The organism is Marinobacter sp. EN3, from assembly GCF_000475315.1.
Lineage (GTDB): Bacteria > Pseudomonadota > Gammaproteobacteria > Pseudomonadales > Oleiphilaceae > Marinobacter > Marinobacter nauticus.
The window spans coordinates 1-17356 of sequence record NZ_AXCC01000013.1 but is presented as its reverse complement, the minus strand read 5'-3'; the positions used below and the strand labels follow the sequence as shown (position 1 = coordinate 17356).

Sequence of the window (17356 nt, the reverse complement as noted above, 5' to 3'; positions counted from 1 at the left end):
CAGATTCGGTCAGGCTTCCGTACCCACCGGGCACGCAAAGGTATCCGGGTTGTCCCGGTCAAAAATTTCATTGGCCCAGAGCATACACACCAACTCGTCTTCGCCCACGTTGGTGATGTCGTGGGTCCAGCCCGGTACGGTTTCCACAATCTCCGGCTTGGCGCCGTCCGTGAACAACTCGTAGAACTCCCCGGTGAGCATGTGGCGGAAGCGGAAGCAGGCCTTGCCCTTGATCACCAGAAACTTCTCGGTTTTCGAGTGGTGGTAATGGCCGCCACGGGTGATGCCCGGGTGGGCGGTGAAGAAGGAGAACTGGCCGGCATCCGGGGTTTTCAGCATTTCCACAAACACCCCGCGCTCGTCACCGTGCTGGGGCACGGTGTAGGTGAAGCGCTCTGGCGGCAGGTAGCTAACGTAGGTGGAATACAGCGCCCGCACCAGTCCGGTGCCTACCGGCTCGGTAATCAGGTTATCCCGGGTGGCTTTAAAGCGGTTCAGCTGGCTGGCCAGCTCGCCTACGGTAATCTGGTAAACCGGCTCCACCTCTACAAACGGGCCGTTCTGTGGCTCGCCGCCCAGCAGGCGGAGGAAACTGACGATTACGTCGTCCACATACACCAGGTTGATCACCGCATCCGGATCATTAATCTGTACCGGCAGATCCCGGGCAATGTTGTGGCAGAAGGTGGCCACCGCCGAGTTGTAATTGGGCCGCGCCCATTTGCCGAACACATTGGCCAGGCGATAAATGTGCACCGGGTTGCCGGTGGCTTCGTGCAAGACCAGCAGTGCGTCTTCCGCCTCACGCTTGCTGGTGCCGTAGTCGTTATCCCGCTCAGCCTGAATCGACGAGCTATAGATAATTGGAATGCTCCGGCCACTGGCCCGCACTGCGTTACATAAAGCCTGGGTGAGGCCGGCGTTGCCGGTGGTGAACTCGGCCGGGTCTTGCGGGCGGTTGATGCCGGCTAGGTGCACAATCCAGTCCACGCCTTCCAGTAAGCCGGGCAGGTCTTGTTCGGTATGTTCCCGGGTGAAGGGCACCACCTCAAAACCACCCTTCTCCTGCAGGTGCATTTGCAGGTTCTTGCCGATAAAACCGTTGGCGCCGGTTACCAGTACTTTCATTAATCAGTCCTCCGGGGCTTGATACTCACCCCGTTCCAGGGCACGAATGAATTCCAGCTTACGCAGCAAGGTTTGCATGCCGGCCACATCCAGGCGCTCGGTGTTGTGGGAGTTGTAATCCTCGGTGTGGGAGATCTTCTCCTCCCCCTGCTCCACAAACTTGCCATAGTTCAGATCCCGCAAATCCGGTGGAACGCGATAGTACTCCCCCATATCCTGGGCGCAGGCCATTTCTTCCCGGCTGAGTAGGGCTTCAAACAGTTTTTCACCGTGGCGGGTGCCAATCACATTGATGGGGTGGTCCGGCTTGCCTACCAGATCCGTCAGCGCCCGGGCCAGGGTTTCGATGGTGGCCGCCGGGGCCTTCTGCACAAACAGATCGCCATTGCTGCCGTGTTCGAAGGCGTACAACACCAGGTCCACCGCATCGGCCAGGGTCATCATGAAACGGGTCATATTCGGGTCGGTTATGGTGAGCGATTGACCGGCTCGAATCTGGTCCACAAACAACGGAATCACCGAGCCGCGAGAGGCCATCACGTTGCCGTAGCGGGTGCCGCAGATGACGGTTTTCTCCGGGTCTACATTGCGGGACTTGGCCACCATCACCTTTTCCATCATCGCTTTGGAAATGCCCATAGCGTTGATGGGGTAAACCGCCTTATCGGTGCTCAGGCACACCACCCGCTTCACTTCGTTCTGGATGGCCGCTTCCAGCACGTTCTCGGTACCGATGACGTTAGTTTTCACCGCCTCCATGGGGTGAAACTCGCAGGACGGCACCTGCTTGAGCGCTGCCGCGTGAAAGATGAAATCCACACCCCGGGTCGCATTCAGAACGCCGCTGTAATCCCGCACATCACCAATGTAGAACTTGAGCTTGGGATTGGCGTAGCGCTTGCGCATGTCATCCTGTTTTTTCTCATCCCGGCTGAAGATGCGGATTTCTTCGATGTCGGTATCCAGGAAGCGGTTGAGAACGGCGTTGCCGAAGGAGCCGGTGCCGCCGGTGATTAACAGGGTTTTCTTCTTGAAGGGCATGTGGAGTGGTCCTTACTTCTTTTCGTAGGCGTATTTGAACAGGGCAATGTTGGCTTCTATGGCGTCGCGCTGGGAGAATTTGTTTTTGGCCCAGGTGAGTACGTTCTGACGCATACGTAGATGATCTACTGCAGGCATTGTGGCCAGTTCGTCGAGTAATGCGCTGAAAGCATCGGGATTGTTAAGGGGGAGGTCCCAGCCGATGCCGAGGTTTTGAAGGTTGCGCCATGGGGTGGTGTCCGCAATTACAATGGGCAACCCAGCGCAAAGCGCTTCCGCTATTACGTGCCCGTAGTTCTCTCCCTTGGTGGGGAAGAAAAACACATCATATTTATCTAGCGTTTTAACCACTTCATCGGGATTCAACGTACCTTTGTGCTGAACTTGAACGTGTGGTGGCAAGGCCTCGATCACTTTCTCACACTCTTGCCAATAAGCCTGGTCTTCGATGGGCCCATAAATATCGTAAATCAGCGGTTGCTGAACCATTCGCAGCATCTCAATGGCTGCCAGCAGGTTCTTCTTCGGTGAAATACGAGAGACAAAAACGGCTTTAAACTCCCCAGATTGTCGGAGCACCGGGGGTTCTGCAAACTCCTGCGCCCCAATATCCTCCGCCACGTGAATATCGACATTCGGCCCCAAAGCCCAGCGAATGTCCTCCGCCTCATAATCGCTGGATGCCTGAAACACGGTGCCACGGTGTAATCCAAGCAGCTTGAACGCTTTTATGAAAGCACGCTTCTTGGCGGCTTTGAGCGAAAGTGCGCCTTCAGAAAACTCACCCCGGGGGCCAAGCACCACTTTTTGTCGAAGCGCCTTAGCGATCAGCAACGGGAAAAAGGAAAAACGCGGAGAGAAAAAGCTGTTCAGATAAACGACGTGATAGTCTTTAGCACGCAACTGCCGGGTAATCTGTACGTAGCCAGTTTTGCCGGGTTGGACGTAGAAAACGGAGGCGTTGCCTACCTTGTTCCAAGCACCGCACGTTACAGAGGTATACGGGCTTATATCGCCCAGATCTCTGTCACTGGTGATGAGTTTGAAAGTTACTTTATCGCCTGCCTGATCGAACAGATTTTTGATGGTTTTTATTGGCCCCCCGCCTTTGTAGCCAGGTAGGTAGTGGCCCGCACAAGCTAAAACTGTCACTGACACCCTAAGACTCCGAAATAATGAAAAACCATGTTATAGAAACGCTAGAGATTAAACTTAACGGAAATGAAATCAAAAAGGCCCACCCATGTATGATTTTCAGCCAAGAATTCAAACTTAGAGTCGCAGGCATGGTCACTCTTTACCGGATCAGACTTGAGAATATCGATCAACCCTTCTAATTCCTCATCAATATACTCCAAGTATGGATCAAATCCTTCCGGAATATTAAGAAACCTATTGCAGACTAATATCCCATTAAAACAAATCAAATCAAAAAATTTTGACGGAAAAAAGTAGCTTTGATTCAGCCCTCTCGAATATCTCAAACAAAAATTAAAACTAGCGCGAGAAGCGTGATCTCTCACCAATTCCGGAGGAGAAAATCCATAAAAAACAATATTATTATTTTTAATTGCCATTTCACGAACCAAAGGTTCCAACGACCCACCGCCAAAAATATGCAAGCGATGCTCTAGGATGCCGGGTGAAGGCCAACTTTTTACAAGAATATCAACGCCATTATATTCCTCAAGTGCTCCCGCAAAAACCGAAAAATCTTCCAGAGGCATTCTTAAGTACCTTTGTGACTCTTGAAGGTACGTAGTCAAGACTGCACCCGAGAACACATGACATCTCGTTGCAGGCAAATCAAAGTCGAAAACACAAGATTCCGTAATCGGCACATAAAAATCAAAGCTAACCGGAAGCAGCTTCGAATCGATAAAGCCAAGAAACCTTTTTGGATTAAAAAGTACTGGAAAACTAAAGCCAGGATCACAATGAACGTCTTGCAATATCAGAACACTTTTACTTGAGAAAGCCCTTGATAATAATGAGAAAATCTGACCCGAAATACTCGCATTATAGTGAAAAGTCAAAGATGGCCTGAATCTAGCAAAGTACAGGAAAAGCAACATGAAAAAGAAAGGCTTTTTTAAAAAAAACAAATTGATAATCGGCAGATATCTAACCTTTCCATCCACGCTTGGCGGAACAAAGAGCCTTCCTCTTGGCCAACTTGGAACCTCAGGCATTATAAAGCATTCACCTTTGCCAAATTTAGTTTCCAGAGCATCGATTATTTCGAGTTGGACTTTCGCTCCAGCTGCGCTCCCTCTAAATTCAGGCAAATTCGGATCTGAAAACGCGCCAACAAAAAAGTAACTCATAACTTTGACCAAAACTTTCTTAGAACACCGACAATATTAGCCAAAAAAAATCTTCGACTTAAAAAGTTGAATCCGGACCAATAGAGCAAAGTGTCGCCGGGATATTTTGAGCTTCTGGATCTCAATGCGCTTACTTCGGTCAAAACAAACGAATGATTACCGACCACATCCCCACTTGTTAATAAAACATTATTCTCTACAGGCCTATAATCTGCTTTATAGGCCAATATACTTGCTCGTGTTTTTTTGCTCGTTACACAATAGTCAAACTCAGAAAGCAACTCAGCTCCCTTTAGTCCATAAAAATCAAAACATAAGGATCCCTTCACCCCACTAACCGACTTAACTTTATCAAAAACAAAATCCGAGCAGTTTTCCATAAATGAATCGTAAACAATGGAACTATCATTATTTGGGTCAAACTTATAATCACGATACCCACGATTCTGCAATGGTAGACTAACTTGCACAATATTAGAGCCAGATTTATTATGGAAACCACCCTCATCAGAAACATTCGTGGAATGACTAACATATGGATATACGATTTTTTTATTGCACTGGACTAAATATAAAGCAAAATACTTCTTCCAACTAGAATTACCCCACGCTTTGACATACGATGGCAGTTCTTTGGACAGCAACAACTCCGAATCATCAATATCTCTAAGCCAAGTACGAAACCTCGCCCACTGGTCTGCTGACCAAGCCTGCCCCCATGAACACGGAACCTTCATGAAATAAGTATCATACTCACTTTTTAGTGGGGTAAATGGTAAACCAGCGTACTCGTTATACTCTGGTGCATAAAGTGAAATCCCGGCTATGGCTTGGTCATTAGAGTAAAACGCCAAAGCCGACTGAGCATATATATGGAAAAACTTATCTACTACAATATCATCCTCAATTATGATTACCGAACCTTCGGTCTCCGAAAGATCTCCACATTTTAGGATATGCGCCCTAAGCCCCATATTCTCTTTATGCTCAAACACATACTTTTCTCCATGATCAAAGGTAAATTCTTTTGCTATAAAAACTACCTCAGTAGATGCTCCGCCATCTATTGATATTATCAACTTAACATTACTTCGATAACATGCCTCGTTCAAAGCCGCTAGTGCTCGTTTCAACGCATGTGGGCGTGAAAATGCAACAACGACAATCGCCGGAGATTGTAACTCCAAAATACCGACTCCTCTAATCTATGAACCTATAACACCTTAAGACAAAGAAAACCTTCTCGGACTCGGACTCGGACTCGGACTCGGACTCGGACTCGGACTCGGACTCGGACTCGAAACACAATCACCTCCAAACTTAATCAAAATAAAACTATAAACAAAAATACCAAACAACCGAAAATCATCAATCACAGTATTAACTAAAAATGGCACAAAAAACGCGAACCACAACACAACAAAGCGCTTCTTAAATTGACCAAACAAAGAAAGCAAAGTAACACAAAAAATAAAACCATAAGAGAGATTTAGTCTAATAAAGTCAGAATGCGGCTTAAACTTATGGCCATCCATTTCCAAATAATAACCCGAACCAAAAAACGGATTAATATTAATATTATTAAAAAAATACCTCCATTTATCGAGTCGACCTCCTCCCAGCCCTGCCCCCATATCTTCCTCTATCTTCGATCTTTGCGCCATAAGCTCAAAATACAACTGAACAGCCTCCATGTAAATTGCAAGAAAGGCCGCTAAACATAATATAGTAAAAACCAGATACTTAAACTTATCATTCCTATTTACCACTATTAACCAATGCACAAGAACAACCAACATAAAAGCCAACAACGCGCCTCGTGATTGCGTTCCAAGGATAATAATAATAATAGTTGATAGTGATGCGAATGCCTTTAATGCCATAGAACACCTTATAGACAACACAAGAACGAAGCTAAAAACCAACAAATACCCAAGAGAATTTGGATCCGTAAAATGGAGGGAAAATCTAGAGTACATTAAATTTACAGAAAGCATAGATGAAGCTTCGGGGTAAACGCTCAAAATGACATTTTCGTATACACCAGGCGCCACGATAAAAATAATAAAAAGGCTGATCACATAAACATAAAAAGCAAACAAAATATTTCTAAGAGAAAAGTATAACAAAGAAAAATCTACAAGCTTCCAATCAAAGAAAAATAAAGAAAGGACAAGAACCATCTGCGCTGCTCTTTTCAAATTCTCCAAACTTTCTACGGATATGCTTATAGCTCCATTAAGCACACTCAGCAGCAAAACAATCACCAAAATCAAAAACTTTGTCAGAACCCTATAATTAAAACTCCCATTAAATACCACAAAAACCAATAATAGATAGTATGAAAAAGGAGTCGAAAAAAAGAGCTTTGGCAACACTAAAATGTCTAGGACAAAAAAGGCCAAGAACATTGAATATAATTGACCCTTTCTTAGATTAATGATAATTAAGACTCCATATAACAATATTAAAGCCAAGGATTTATTTAAACGTCAACTCACTCAGCATTGGTGATCAAGTTTTAAAAACCGAGCAAGGTCATTTTTGACTCTAAAATTCCAAGCTACTGAAACGGCTTTGTTGACTTTTCTCAGCGCCGTTTATAAACGTCCGAACCACTCTTTTAAACGCCCAAAAAATTTACTGCTGAAAACTTCCACTATTCCGTAACCGAAAAATTTCAGGTGTTTGTCAACTTTTTGCTCCCTTTCGACAATGCAACGAAACCAACATAGTTAAAATATTGGAAATTAAAGTAATCCGGAAAGTTGCCATTATCTATGCAGTCCTGGCCCTAATGGGTAAATGGAAAACCGTTATTGCACAACACGATTTCGATACAGCGAACAATACCCTCATTCACCATAATAGAGCGAATTTCTTCAATTCTTGCTTTCAGCTGCGAGATGGCCTGTAGGTCTGGTTTGGATCAAAAATGGTACTTAGCACAGACAGTATTTTCTGCGCATAGTTCGACGGAAAATGACTCTCCCCCTCGGAACTGGTCCTTTTGCTTTATTTTCTAGCCATTTGAAGTTACCCTGATAACTTTTTAAGTGAAAGAGCTCATCCACAATATCTAAGATGTACAGTGCACCAGTGCCAAAATCGATCCAGCCATCATAAATGCAGACCAGCACTTCTTCGTCTTAATCCAGATCCAGCTGGGTTCTGACTGCCAGAAACACAAACGCCTTACTCACGGCTAACCGCCTTTTCTGCCTTGCCACATAACTCGGTCGAGCGCTACTCCGCAGTTTTTTTGACCATTTGGTCCAAGTACAGTAGGCTGATATTCATGGTGACTTGCTCGGGTGGTTTGACGTTATTGGGCTTTGAGGAACTTTTAAAATCTACGGCTGTCACAGTTTCACAAATTTGACCGTTTTCACACGCCATACCGGGTAAACACAAAAAATCTGTGGTACGGATTTTCAGGAACTCTGTATGTTTTCTCGAGCTTGAATCCACTTACGGCCTTTTCGATTTCAGCTTGAACAGTGGTCAATTCATATCCCTTTTTATTAATTTCCCAATGATGCTCTCCATCAAAAACATGCTCTTTGGCTTTAACCAATGGCTTTTTCATCTGGATAGTTTTAGTACCTAGCTTGGGAACATGAAGGCTATACGACCACTGTATTTCAGCATCCGGGAGGCTTATCACTATATGCTTTCCAGAAACTCTGGCGATCTCTTTAAGTGCATCTAGACTCATTTTGAAAGGGATATGTTCCAGCATTTGAAAAGAACAAACTACATCATAACTCTTATCTTCGAGTGGCATGTCGGTAGCTGAGGCTACGATATCAGGTTTAAGATCTTCAGCAATGTCGAGTGTCTGAACCTTTAAACCGAAGCCTGCAGCAACCGCTTTGAAAAGCCCTGGGCCAGGGCCAATTTCAAGTGTAGTTTTAGGCTCTAGCTTCAACACCTCGTCAAGCTGGTGCCACATGCTGCACCACCGACTTTTACTCATGTATTTGGAAAAATCATAGTGCTCTTTTTCAACTTGCCTTTTCATAACGAATACCAATATGTGATTTAGATAATACTTTCATTATTAACAAAGAATAAGAAAAAACACCTGACACACACATTAATGCAACCGCAACAATGTCACTATCAAACACAAAAAAACCTATCATTAAGGCAATTAATTTTGCGCCCGTGCTAACAATTTCGTAAAAAAGTAACCAAGACTGAAGGTCGAGCGCTGGCACCGCAGCGACGCTCGGTATATTGATGAAACCAAAAAATAGCCAAAGTGCAAGCCACTGTGCATATTCGCCTGCATTTGACCACTCAGAACCAAATATTAAAGAAAATATCCAAGGGCCGAAAGCTATTAACGAAATAAACGGGATAGCTCCAATAGCAGCAAGCCCAAGCGTTGCTTTACCTATCAGCCAAAAAACACTTCTCCCGGCATTAATTTCTTTGGTGACACTAGGGTAAAAAACATCACCAACAGACTTAGCAATTAGCGTTACGGGTACACCCAACACCATTTTTCCCAAAGAGTAAAACCCCGCCGCTGCCGGCCCAAAAAAACTCGCTAACATTAAGACAGGCAAACTTTGCGACAGAGCATTCAATGCAACTTGCGGAGCCCGGTACATCGGAAAGTCACGATGGTGCTTTGCGAGTTCTCGTGTGCTGCCTGTGCGTTCGTCTTGCGGTCGTGGATGGGCTTCTGTTCGGCCTTTCATTCCGGTCCACAACAGCAGTGCGTGAGAGGCCAGGCCTATCACTGTGATAACTACAAGCGCGGCACCCACTGGATGAAACCAGCCAACACCGGCTTTGGCGCTATTAACCACCAGCGTCTGAAAAACCGCGACTCTGGCGGTAATTTTGAACTGCTTTTTACGAATCAGCCATTGCGTCAGAATTTGCTGGTAGGCAGAAAATACCATGGCAACCGGTATCAGCAGCAAGAAGCCGGCGACGGCTTCAAGGCTGAGGGCGAGCGCTATCCACTCGCCGCCTACTAACATCACTAAGGCCGTTATCAACGCGACGGCCAGCGCCAGCACTGCACTCAGTTTGGCGAGGCTTATGGCGTCTACGTCTGATTTCGGCAACACGATGGCGATGGGGTATGTTAGTGCAGCAACGGGGGTGAGCACGCCCAGTATGGCCATAAAGGTGCCAAGCATTCCAAAAGCTTCCGGGCCATAGAGCCGGGTGATTAACGGGGCGAAGGCCACCGTAATGGCCTGGGCACCAGCGGTGCCGGTGGCGACTATGGCTACGTTTCGGACGAATTTGCTTTTGGTGAGAGCTTTTACTTTTGCGATCAAGGTTTGGGCTTAGTCTGGAGTGTAAGAAGTCACTTCCTTGTGATGCTTACTGCGTTGCGCTGTTGGCATCCTTTGCCGTTATGAAGACTATTTACTCGTCTATATCAACTCTCGAAACGTCAACACCAAGCTCTCTGGCTATATTTTCGATGAGCTCTGTACGAGAGTGGAATTCGCCATTGTCTATCAACTCTTGATGATCTTTAAGTTGATTGCCCTCGGAGTCTTCCAAAATAACGGAGCCACAGCGGATGATTCCCTGCATGTAGTCAGGCACCGTGTCATCCAAATGAACGCGAACATAGGCTATGTTTGACAGATATAACTCTATGAGTTTTGAAAATTCACTTCAGTTAATAATCCATTCTTGCCAGCTTGCATTTGCTAATGCAGCGCGGCATTAGGTACATGGCGATTTTCAGCGTTAAAAACAAGCGCTACGTATATAATTTTAATGCCCTACATGCATCCATATCTGTATCATTTGACTCACAACAACTCGATTCTTCCGCTCTCAAACTCCACATAAACCGAGTCAGACGCTGGTCTCCAGCCGTTAATGCCCTCAACATATCGTATGTCGGATCGCTCAGGGCTGCGCAGTAATCCGGATTCACCACGTGAGCATTCAATGCACCTACGCTTTGCTGCATGTCCCGAAAGCTTGATATCAAAGGTTATCGATTCATCCGTCCGGTGAAAGCGGAAGTTTGCTTTCTTTTCGGCTTCCAGTGCCTGCGAGTATTGCCGGGTGGCTTCCAAAAGGGTGTAGGTGCCTACGATGTTGGTTTCGATAAAGTCTGCCGGGCCGTCTATGGAGCGGTCTACGTGGCTTTCGGCGGCCAGGTGCATGATGGCGTCTGGCTGGTGCTGGGCCAGCACGCGGTCTAGTTCGGCGCGGTTGCAGATGTCTACTTGCTCGAAGGTGTAGCGTTCGTTGCTGCTTACTTCAGCCAGGCTTTCGAGGTTGCCGGCGTAGGTGAGTTTATCGAGGTTGACCAATTCATCGTTGGTGTTAGTGATGATGTGGCGGATAACGGCGGAGCCTATGAAACCCGCGCCGCCAGTTACTAGTAGTTTCATTTTGTTGCTTCTTCTTTCCCGGAACGGACAAAGGCCATTACAAATACAGCGAATACACCCAACATGCCGCCGAGCATGGTGGCGACTATGGCTATCAAGGCGCGCTTGGGTTCACTTTTCTCTTGGGGCACTACAGCCGGGTCTACGGTTTTGAATACGTATTCATCCTGGGCGTTGGCCAGCATCACTGTGCGGGTTTCGCTTTCTATGAGCTGGTAGAACACTTGCTGCATGCCGGCGATGTTGGTTTCGCTTAGTTTGCCTTCCAGGTATTCAATTCGGGCTTCGGCTTCTTTTACGTCTTGCTCGCGCATGTGTTCGTTTATGTCTTGCACGAGTTTTTCGGCCCAGTCTTTGGCCGCGTTCGGCGAGAGGCTCTTTACGTTTACCGTTACCATTCCGGTTTCTTTATCGGTGGATACGCTCAGGTGGTTTTCTCTGAACGTTTTCACCATGTCCCAGTTGGTGGGTTTCAGGCTTTCGCCGTCGTCGTCCGCCAGCCATTCGCCGGTGTCTGGGTTGTAGGCTTCCCGATTGATCACCCATTTTTCGTTTTCAACATCCCAGGCCTGGGTGGCCATGAGAGGGATGGTGAGGTTGTGGCGGTGGATAAAGTCCGTCAGGAAAGCGCGGGATTGCAGCACTTCTTTGGCCATAACGGTTTGGTTACCGCTGCCACCACCCAGGCTGATGCCGGCCAGGCTGGCCAGGCCGCCCAGTTGGCCGCTGATGCCACTTACGCCGCCTTCATCCTGTGCCGGGGCCAGGAGTACGCTGGCCTGGTAGATGTTGGGCTTGTACAGGGCGTAGGCTACGCCGGCGGCGGCGAATACCACGGTAAAGGCGATGATTATCCACTTGCCGCGCCATAGGGTGGCGAAGAGTTCGCGCAGGTCTATTTCGTCGTCTGGGTAGTAGGGTTGTTCTGGTGTTTGATTCATTACAGGTTACCCACTGCTGCGGCGCCCAGGGCCATTTGGTACACAATCTGGCTTACGTTGGTCCAGAGTTCCAGCTGGTTCAGGCGATCCACGTCTATGGGCATGATGATGGTGTCGCCCGGTTCCAGCTGCTGGCTTCGGCCGCCGAACCATCGGCTGCGTTCGGGGAGCATTACGGAACCATCCGCTTTCACTACGTACACCCGGTTTTCATCGGCCTGGCGGGTGGGGCCGCCGGAACGCTGCAGGTAGTCATCCACCGTCAACCCGGGCTGGTGCAGGTGGCTGGTGGGGAATTGCACTTCGCCGAAGACGGACACCGATTGCGGAATGGTGGGAACAATCAACTGGTCGCCATCCTGAAGACGTACTTGCTGGTAACTCTCATCGTTTAGCACCGCGGCCAAATCAATCACCATGCGGCCAATCGGGCGGCTGTTTTGTACGTCTTCCAGCAGGTCTTCTACTTGCTGGACTCTTTCCGTGTTCTGGCCACCAAAACTGTCGCCCTGCAGCTGCACGCCCAACAGGTCCCCTTGCAGGCGCTCTTCGGCTTCGCGCAATCGCTGTGCTTCCAGTTGGCGGAGCTTTTCACGGGTGAAGATGGCGCCCGCCGGGAACGCGTTGCTGCTCAGGCCACCGGCCCGCTGCAGAACTTCTTTCAGGGTTTCACCCTCCCGGAAGGTATATTCCCCGGGGTAACGCACTTCGCCCTCCAGGGTAATGGTTCGGGTTTTGGCGAACTGCGGAATGGATTTGATCAGGATGGTGTCTCGGCTCTGCAGCTTAAAGCTGCTTTGTCCTGCCATGGCATCCGCCAGATCTACATTCAGGATGCGAGTTTGGCCAATGCCGCTTTCATCCTGCGTGTAGCGGGCAATCTCGGCCTGGTAAAGTGAAGCGGAATCCTTCAGGCCGCCAGCTACGAACACTGCATCTGCCAGGCTTCGGCTGGCCGGCATGGGGTACTCGCCCGGGTAGCGCACGGGGCCGCTTATGCGGATGGTTTGTTGGGGGGCGCCAGGTTTCGCCTGGGCTTTTAAACGCTGCAGAACGGGCGCAAACAAGCTTTCACGGGTGTAATTGCCGCCTTGCTCACCACCCTGCACTTTTCCGGCGTCGGAGAAAATAAGGATGCGGTCTTTTTCTTCTAGTTGCAGGTCTTCGTTGCTGCCTGCCTTCTGAATGGCAGCACGAAGGCGCAGATTGAGTACCGAGATGGAATCTGTTTGCCTGTCGGTTCTTACAATGGCCGCGTAACGCTTGTCGGCCGTTGGCATCAGATCTGCGTCAAGGCTTTGAAGTATTGAGCTCACACGCATACCCGGCACCCAGGCGAATTTTCCAGCACGGGTGGCTGCGCCTTTTACTTCTATGTATTGGCCGGTTATGTCCGAAATGGACGGAATGCGAACCCGGTCGCCCGCCTTAATGGTCGCATTTCGACCTTTTGAGGCGGTGTAGTCGGCTTCTGCAATGATGCGCAGGAAATCTTCGTTGGTGCGTTCGATGTTAATGCGTTGGGGGTAGGCTTGCGGCGTAAGGCCACCAGCCATGCTTACCAGGTCTTCCAGGGTGTTTTCACCGTCGAGTTCATAAAGAGCAGGGCGATACACTTCGCCTTCAATACCGGCTCGTTTGCCCACGGGCGGGATGAAGATAACGTCGCCGGGCTGCAAGCGGTTATCAGCGCTGCTGTCGCCTTTCAGTAGGAGATCGTACAGGTCCAGGGTGCCTACGAGTTTGCCGTTGCGTTTGTGTTGTACGTTCCGCAGGGAGCCGTTTTGTTTCACACCACCGGAGACGTAAAGGGCGTTGGTGATGGTAGACAGTGAGCTGACCGTGTAGGACCCGGGATTACGGGCTTCACCCAATACAAATACCCGCATGCTGCGGAGCTCGCCCAGGGTAACGGCTGCCTCTACGCCAATGTACTGCTCTGAAACGCGTTTGCGAATTTGCTGCCGGGCCTCTTCAAAACTCAACCCTGCGAGGTTCATGGGGCCTGAATCCGGGAAGCTGATACTGCCGTCCCGGCTGATAGGGAGCTCCAGGTTTTGGTTTTCTTTGCCCCATAGCTGAACACGCAACACATCCCCGGGCCCCAGGGTATAGTCCGTTGGAACCGGGATCTCGGTAACCGGTGCAAAAGTGGTGGGACTGCCCGCGAACAAGTCGTAACCAAACGGCTTTAATCCGCCATTCTTTTCTGCCTGAGCCTGCTCTTCGTCCTCTTGCTGCTTGGCGCGAGCCTGTTGGCGTTCCTGGTCTGTAATGCTGTTGATGGGCTCAACCACATTGACTTGCTGCGGGCGCTGATTGGCGCCTTGGCTGGCTGAGCCGAGGCTGTCCAGATCAACCCCATAGCGTTCCGCCAGGGCCTCCTGTTGGGCTCTGGGTAACTGTTTGAACTGTTCAATCTGTGCTGAGGAAATAGACTGGGCCGTGGCCGTGAGTGGGAGCAACAAGGCCAGGGGCAGGAGGAGCTTTTTCACATTCACAGGTAATGTATTCCGTTATCTTAGAAACGATAGGTCCAGCTGGCGCCAACTGACCATTGGTCTTTTTGGCCGCTTACGTATTCGATTTTCTTGTCGGTTGCCTGGAGATTTACATCCAGCCATCCGCTGAAGAGCTGAGTGCCATAACCCAGGTCCACAACGGCAACCTTTTGAGACTCTTCCGGTACGGTATAGAACACCTTGGTGTTTGGTATCACCACGCGGCCTGTTCCATCTATGTTGAGTTCCGCATAACTTACCTTGGCGCTGAGATTGCTGCCATTATCCATGAAATGATAGCCGCCGAGGGTGACCGCTTCGGCATCGCCATCAAAGCTGGCCGCCATGTTGCGGCCGTAGTGCCGGTAACCGGTTCTGTAGCGGCTGTGATTGTAGGTGATATTGGGGATGGCATCGCCCAGAAAATCATCAGCCAAGGTATTGGCGTATTCAGCAAACCATTGTTGATCGCCATTGAGAAGGCTGGTTGTCCAATCGGCACCAAAGAGCCAGGATTTTCGCGCTGGGAAGGCGCCGGCTTCATCTTCGCCCATCATCTGGGCATAGAGGCCCATGGTTTGCTCGCCAACAGCAAACCCGTATCGCGCGTCTATGCTGGCAATCTGGTTGCCTGGGTCGTTCTCTTCCAATTGGCCGTTGTCTTTACCGATCAAGGCATTCCAGATGGTGGAGGCTCCTTCGGGCCGCCCTTCCCCACCAAACATGATGGCTCTTGAAAGCCCAATATCCAGCCCATCCATCGGGCGGAAGGTAAAACGCATGCCAATCAGCTTCGCATCTGGCACCGCGCGGTCGCTCTCGTATTGGCCGGCTAATACGGTAAAGTCCCAAGGGCCAATCCAGCCCAACCAGGAACTCTCCGGAGCGTGAGTGTCTTTTCGGTTCATCCACACCGACGGAATCGGGCGAGCATTGTTGGAGAGTATCAGGCTGGATTGCCAGCCGGGGCCCCACCAACGGTCTATGGCACCGGCTCCGAATACCCAGTTGCCAAGCGTGCCCGCCAGGTAGGAACCGTCTAGCCGGAGTTCTTCATCATCATCCGGGTCGTGCGCGTAGGCTGGTTTGAGGCCCAAAGCCCAGGCTTCACCCTGCCACTGAAGGTTTACGCTGGTGCCTGCTTTTGCCAGTGAATTTGAGCCGAAGCCGGTAATGCCGGGTATTTCGGTTTGGGCGTTCAGATTGAATTCACCGCGAAAACCGGGGCTAGCCTGTTCTTCCATCTCAAAGCGAAGATAGGCAGAGGCCAAGGCAGTCGAGGCTTCGTTCGCCGTTGACGCAGAGCCGCTTGAGTTCTCTACGGCACTCCACATAAGCGGCCAGGTGGTAACACCTCGGTTCATTTCGCCACGGTCTGCCAATTTTTGCACGGCAAATCTGGCCCTTGCATCACCTGGCTCCAGCCAGGGTGCCGCTAACGCGGAAAAGCTGTTCAGGCACGCTACCGCCCCACCGACCAGGGCCCAGTGTTTTGAGGTCATAGGATTTGGTTTTCTTTAGACAAGGATAGAACGGTTACAGCGGGTAGGAAGTTCCCAACGGTTTCCTTGTCAGGGAATGAATGAAGTATTTCAAAAGCATGACGATTCTACGGCATGCGGTATGACGCGCAAGTGACAAAAAGTCTGACACTTGACCAATCAGGGCGTTAGACCAGTAAACATTTGTTAAAGATTAGAAAATGCAGCTAATCAGGTCACATTTTGGGCGCTTTATCCATCTGGCTTTCTTCAGGGCCTGATTACAGAAACCGGCACCTTTACCTGCTGCTGCTTCTGCATAAACGTAATCAGTACAATGGCCCGCTCCTCGCCATCATAGGCCTGGAAGATAGCGTTGATGCCTTTAAAGGGCCCATCGTCCAGCTCTATGGGCTGACCAGGCTTGATGCCGCCCTGCTCCGCCACTTTTTCCATGCTGTTTTTTATGTGAGCAATCACCTCGTCGTCAATCGGCGCAGGTCGGTTGGCGAAGCTGACGATTCGCAGCACACCGCGAGTCGAGCGAAGCTTCGCCCACATGGGGTCGGTTTGCTCCAGGTTCACAAATACATAACCAGGAAACAGGGGCTCCAGCTTTTTAGTGCGCTTGCCTGCCTTGATTTTCTCTACCTCAATTTTCGGGTAGAAGCAGGCAATGTCTTGGTTCTGCAGATGCTGGACCGCGCGGTCGCCCTGAGCCGGCTTGTGTTGTAGTGCATACCAGGTCATGGGTTAGAAATACCAGTTTCCAGCCGCAATGAAATTGGGGTTGAGGATGTTTTCCTTTCCGTAAACGAGGGGCTGGCCTTCCGGGGTTTGTACCATACCGCCAGCGGCGAGCAGAACCGCGTGTGCGGCAGCAGTATCCCATTCACTGGTCGGCCCCATGCGCGGATAAATATCGGCGTGGCCTTCGGCAATTCGGCAGAATTTCAGGGAGCTGCCGGCCTGCACGGTTTCGTGTGCGCCAAGAGTTGCAATAAAGGCTCGGGTTTCATCGTTCAGGTGATTTTTGCTGGCGACCACTCGCAATGTGTCTTTGGGTTCCGCCACACGTATGCGGTGTACCCGGCCGGTGCGGTCCCGCATGTGAGCACCCTCACCCTTTATGCCCCAGAAGGCTTCTTTCAGGGCCGGGGCTGTGACCACGCCCATTACAGGCTCGCCGTCTTCAATCATGGCAATGTTGACGGTGAATTCGCCCGTGCGCTGGGTAAAATCCTTGGTGCCGTCGATGGGGTCGATCAGCCAGAACCGGCGCCATTTTTTCCGCTCTTCCCAGGGAATCTCCGCGCCCTCTTCCGAGAGTATCGGAATGTCCCGGCTGATTTGGCGCAGCCCCTTAACAATGATGTCGTGGCTGGCGATGTCCGCAGCGGTGATGGGTGAGTGATCTTCCTTATAACTCACTTTGAAATCGGACTGGTAGATATGCAGTACTTTTTCGCTGGCTTCATCAGCGATTTTGATCACATCTGGCAGTATGGAGCTGTAATGCATCAGATATCTACCTCTTCGAACAAATCC

The 17356-nt window shown here is 49.8% G+C and carries 14 protein-coding genes and 1 pseudogene; all 15 read right to left on the bottom strand.

Features of this window, described 5'->3' with window-relative positions; all coding sequences use genetic code 11:
* Window positions 1-9 precede the first annotated feature (9 nt).
* Window positions 10-1128 (bottom strand): UDP-2-acetamido-2,6-beta-L-arabino-hexul-4-ose reductase, encoded by a 1119-nt coding sequence (gene wbjC, locus Q675_RS24470; protein ID WP_023010820.1) that lies wholly within the window; start codon window positions 1126-1128, stop codon window positions 10-12.
* Between the two features lie 3 nt (window positions 1129-1131).
* The gene (locus Q675_RS24465) at window positions 1132-2169 is read right to left on the bottom strand and encodes a polysaccharide biosynthesis protein (RefSeq protein WP_023010819.1); all 1038 of its coding nucleotides are present in this window, start codon (window positions 2167-2169) and stop codon (window positions 1132-1134) included.
* Between the two features lie 12 nt (window positions 2170-2181).
* The gene (locus tag Q675_RS24460) at window positions 2182-3327 is read right to left on the bottom strand and encodes a glycosyltransferase family 4 protein (RefSeq protein WP_023010818.1); all 1146 of its coding nucleotides are present in this window, start codon (window positions 3325-3327) and stop codon (window positions 2182-2184) included.
* 41 nt (window positions 3328-3368) lie between these two features.
* Entirely contained in the window at window positions 3369-4496 is a 1128-nt protein-coding gene (locus Q675_RS24455; RefSeq protein ID WP_023010817.1) for a hypothetical protein, read from the bottom strand.
* Entirely contained in the window at window positions 4493-5683 is a 1191-nt protein-coding gene (locus Q675_RS37710; protein WP_152525356.1) for a glycosyltransferase family A protein, read from the bottom strand. The genes Q675_RS24455 and Q675_RS37710 overlap by 4 nt, the downstream gene beginning before the upstream one ends.
* Window positions 5684-5719: 36 nt before the next feature.
* Entirely contained in the window at window positions 5720-6907 is a 1188-nt protein-coding gene (locus Q675_RS24450; protein WP_023010815.1) for an O-antigen ligase family protein, read from the bottom strand.
* A gap of 977 nt (window positions 6908-7884) precedes the next feature.
* Entirely contained in the window at window positions 7885-8520 is a 636-nt protein-coding gene (locus Q675_RS24445) for a class I SAM-dependent methyltransferase (RefSeq protein WP_023010814.1), read from the bottom strand.
* On the bottom strand, window positions 8504-9802 hold the full coding sequence (locus tag Q675_RS24440) for a lipopolysaccharide biosynthesis protein (RefSeq protein WP_023010813.1): 1299 nt from the start codon (window positions 9800-9802) through the stop codon (window positions 8504-8506). The genes Q675_RS24445 and Q675_RS24440 overlap by 17 nt, the downstream gene beginning before the upstream one ends.
* Window positions 9803-9893: 91 nt before the next feature.
* Window positions 9894-10079: a hypothetical protein gene (locus tag Q675_RS38210; RefSeq protein WP_161629036.1), complete on the bottom strand. Its 186-nt coding sequence runs from the start codon at window positions 10077-10079 to the stop codon at window positions 9894-9896.
* Between the two features lie 407 nt (window positions 10080-10486).
* A pseudogene (locus tag Q675_RS0119095) lies at window positions 10487-10885 on the bottom strand (GDP-mannose 4,6-dehydratase); the annotation flags it as partial.
* On the bottom strand, window positions 10882-11826 hold the full coding sequence (locus Q675_RS24435) for a Wzz/FepE/Etk N-terminal domain-containing protein (protein ID WP_023010810.1): 945 nt from the start codon (window positions 11824-11826) through the stop codon (window positions 10882-10884). The gene Q675_RS24435 and the pseudogene Q675_RS0119095, both read right to left, overlap by 4 nt.
* Complete coding sequence (locus tag Q675_RS24430) at window positions 11826-14327, bottom strand: SLBB domain-containing protein (RefSeq protein ID WP_023010809.1); 2502 nt, start codon at window positions 14325-14327, stop codon at window positions 11826-11828. The genes Q675_RS24435 and Q675_RS24430 overlap by 1 nt, the downstream gene beginning before the upstream one ends.
* A gap of 20 nt (window positions 14328-14347) precedes the next feature.
* The gene (locus tag Q675_RS24425) at window positions 14348-15829 is read right to left on the bottom strand and encodes a capsule assembly Wzi family protein (RefSeq protein ID WP_023010808.1); all 1482 of its coding nucleotides are present in this window, start codon (window positions 15827-15829) and stop codon (window positions 14348-14350) included.
* A gap of 249 nt (window positions 15830-16078) precedes the next feature.
* A complete protein-coding gene (gene rfaH, locus Q675_RS24420) occupies window positions 16079-16558 on the bottom strand; it encodes a transcription/translation regulatory transformer protein RfaH (protein WP_023010807.1) in 480 nt (159 codons plus the stop codon).
* A 3-nt stretch (window positions 16559-16561) separates the two neighbouring features.
* Entirely contained in the window at window positions 16562-17329 is a 768-nt protein-coding gene (cysQ, locus tag Q675_RS24415) for a 3'(2'),5'-bisphosphate nucleotidase CysQ (RefSeq protein ID WP_023010806.1), read from the bottom strand.
* Window positions 17330-17356 lie beyond the last annotated feature (27 nt).

Excerpts from the sequence above, each read along its gene's own strand:
- wbjC (WP_023010820.1), bottom strand. The coding sequence starts at position 1,128 with ATGAAAGTACTGGTAACCGGCGCCAACGGTTTTATCGGCAAGAACCTG.
- Q675_RS24465 (WP_023010819.1), bottom strand. The coding sequence starts at position 2,169 with ATGCCCTTCAAGAAGAAAACCCTGTTAATCACCGGCGGCACCGGCTCC.
- Q675_RS24455 (WP_023010817.1), bottom strand. The coding sequence starts at position 4,496 with ATGAGTTACTTTTTTGTTGGCGCGTTTTCAGATCCGAATTTGCCTGAA.
- Q675_RS24450 (WP_023010815.1), bottom strand. The coding sequence starts at position 6,907 with ATGTTCTTGGCCTTTTTTGTCCTAGACATTTTAGTGTTGCCAAAGCTC.
- Q675_RS24445 (WP_023010814.1), bottom strand. The coding sequence starts at position 8,520 with ATGAAAAGGCAAGTTGAAAAAGAGCACTATGATTTTTCCAAATACATG.
- Q675_RS24435 (WP_023010810.1), bottom strand. The coding sequence starts at position 11,826 with ATGAATCAAACACCAGAACAACCCTACTACCCAGACGACGAAATAGAC.
- Q675_RS24425 (WP_023010808.1), bottom strand. The coding sequence starts at position 15,829 with ATGACCTCAAAACACTGGGCCCTGGTCGGTGGGGCGGTAGCGTGCCTG.
- rfaH (WP_023010807.1), bottom strand. The coding sequence starts at position 16,558 with ATGACCTGGTATGCACTACAACACAAGCCGGCTCAGGGCGACCGCGCG.
- cysQ (WP_023010806.1), bottom strand. The coding sequence starts at position 17,329 with ATGCATTACAGCTCCATACTGCCAGATGTGATCAAAATCGCTGATGAA.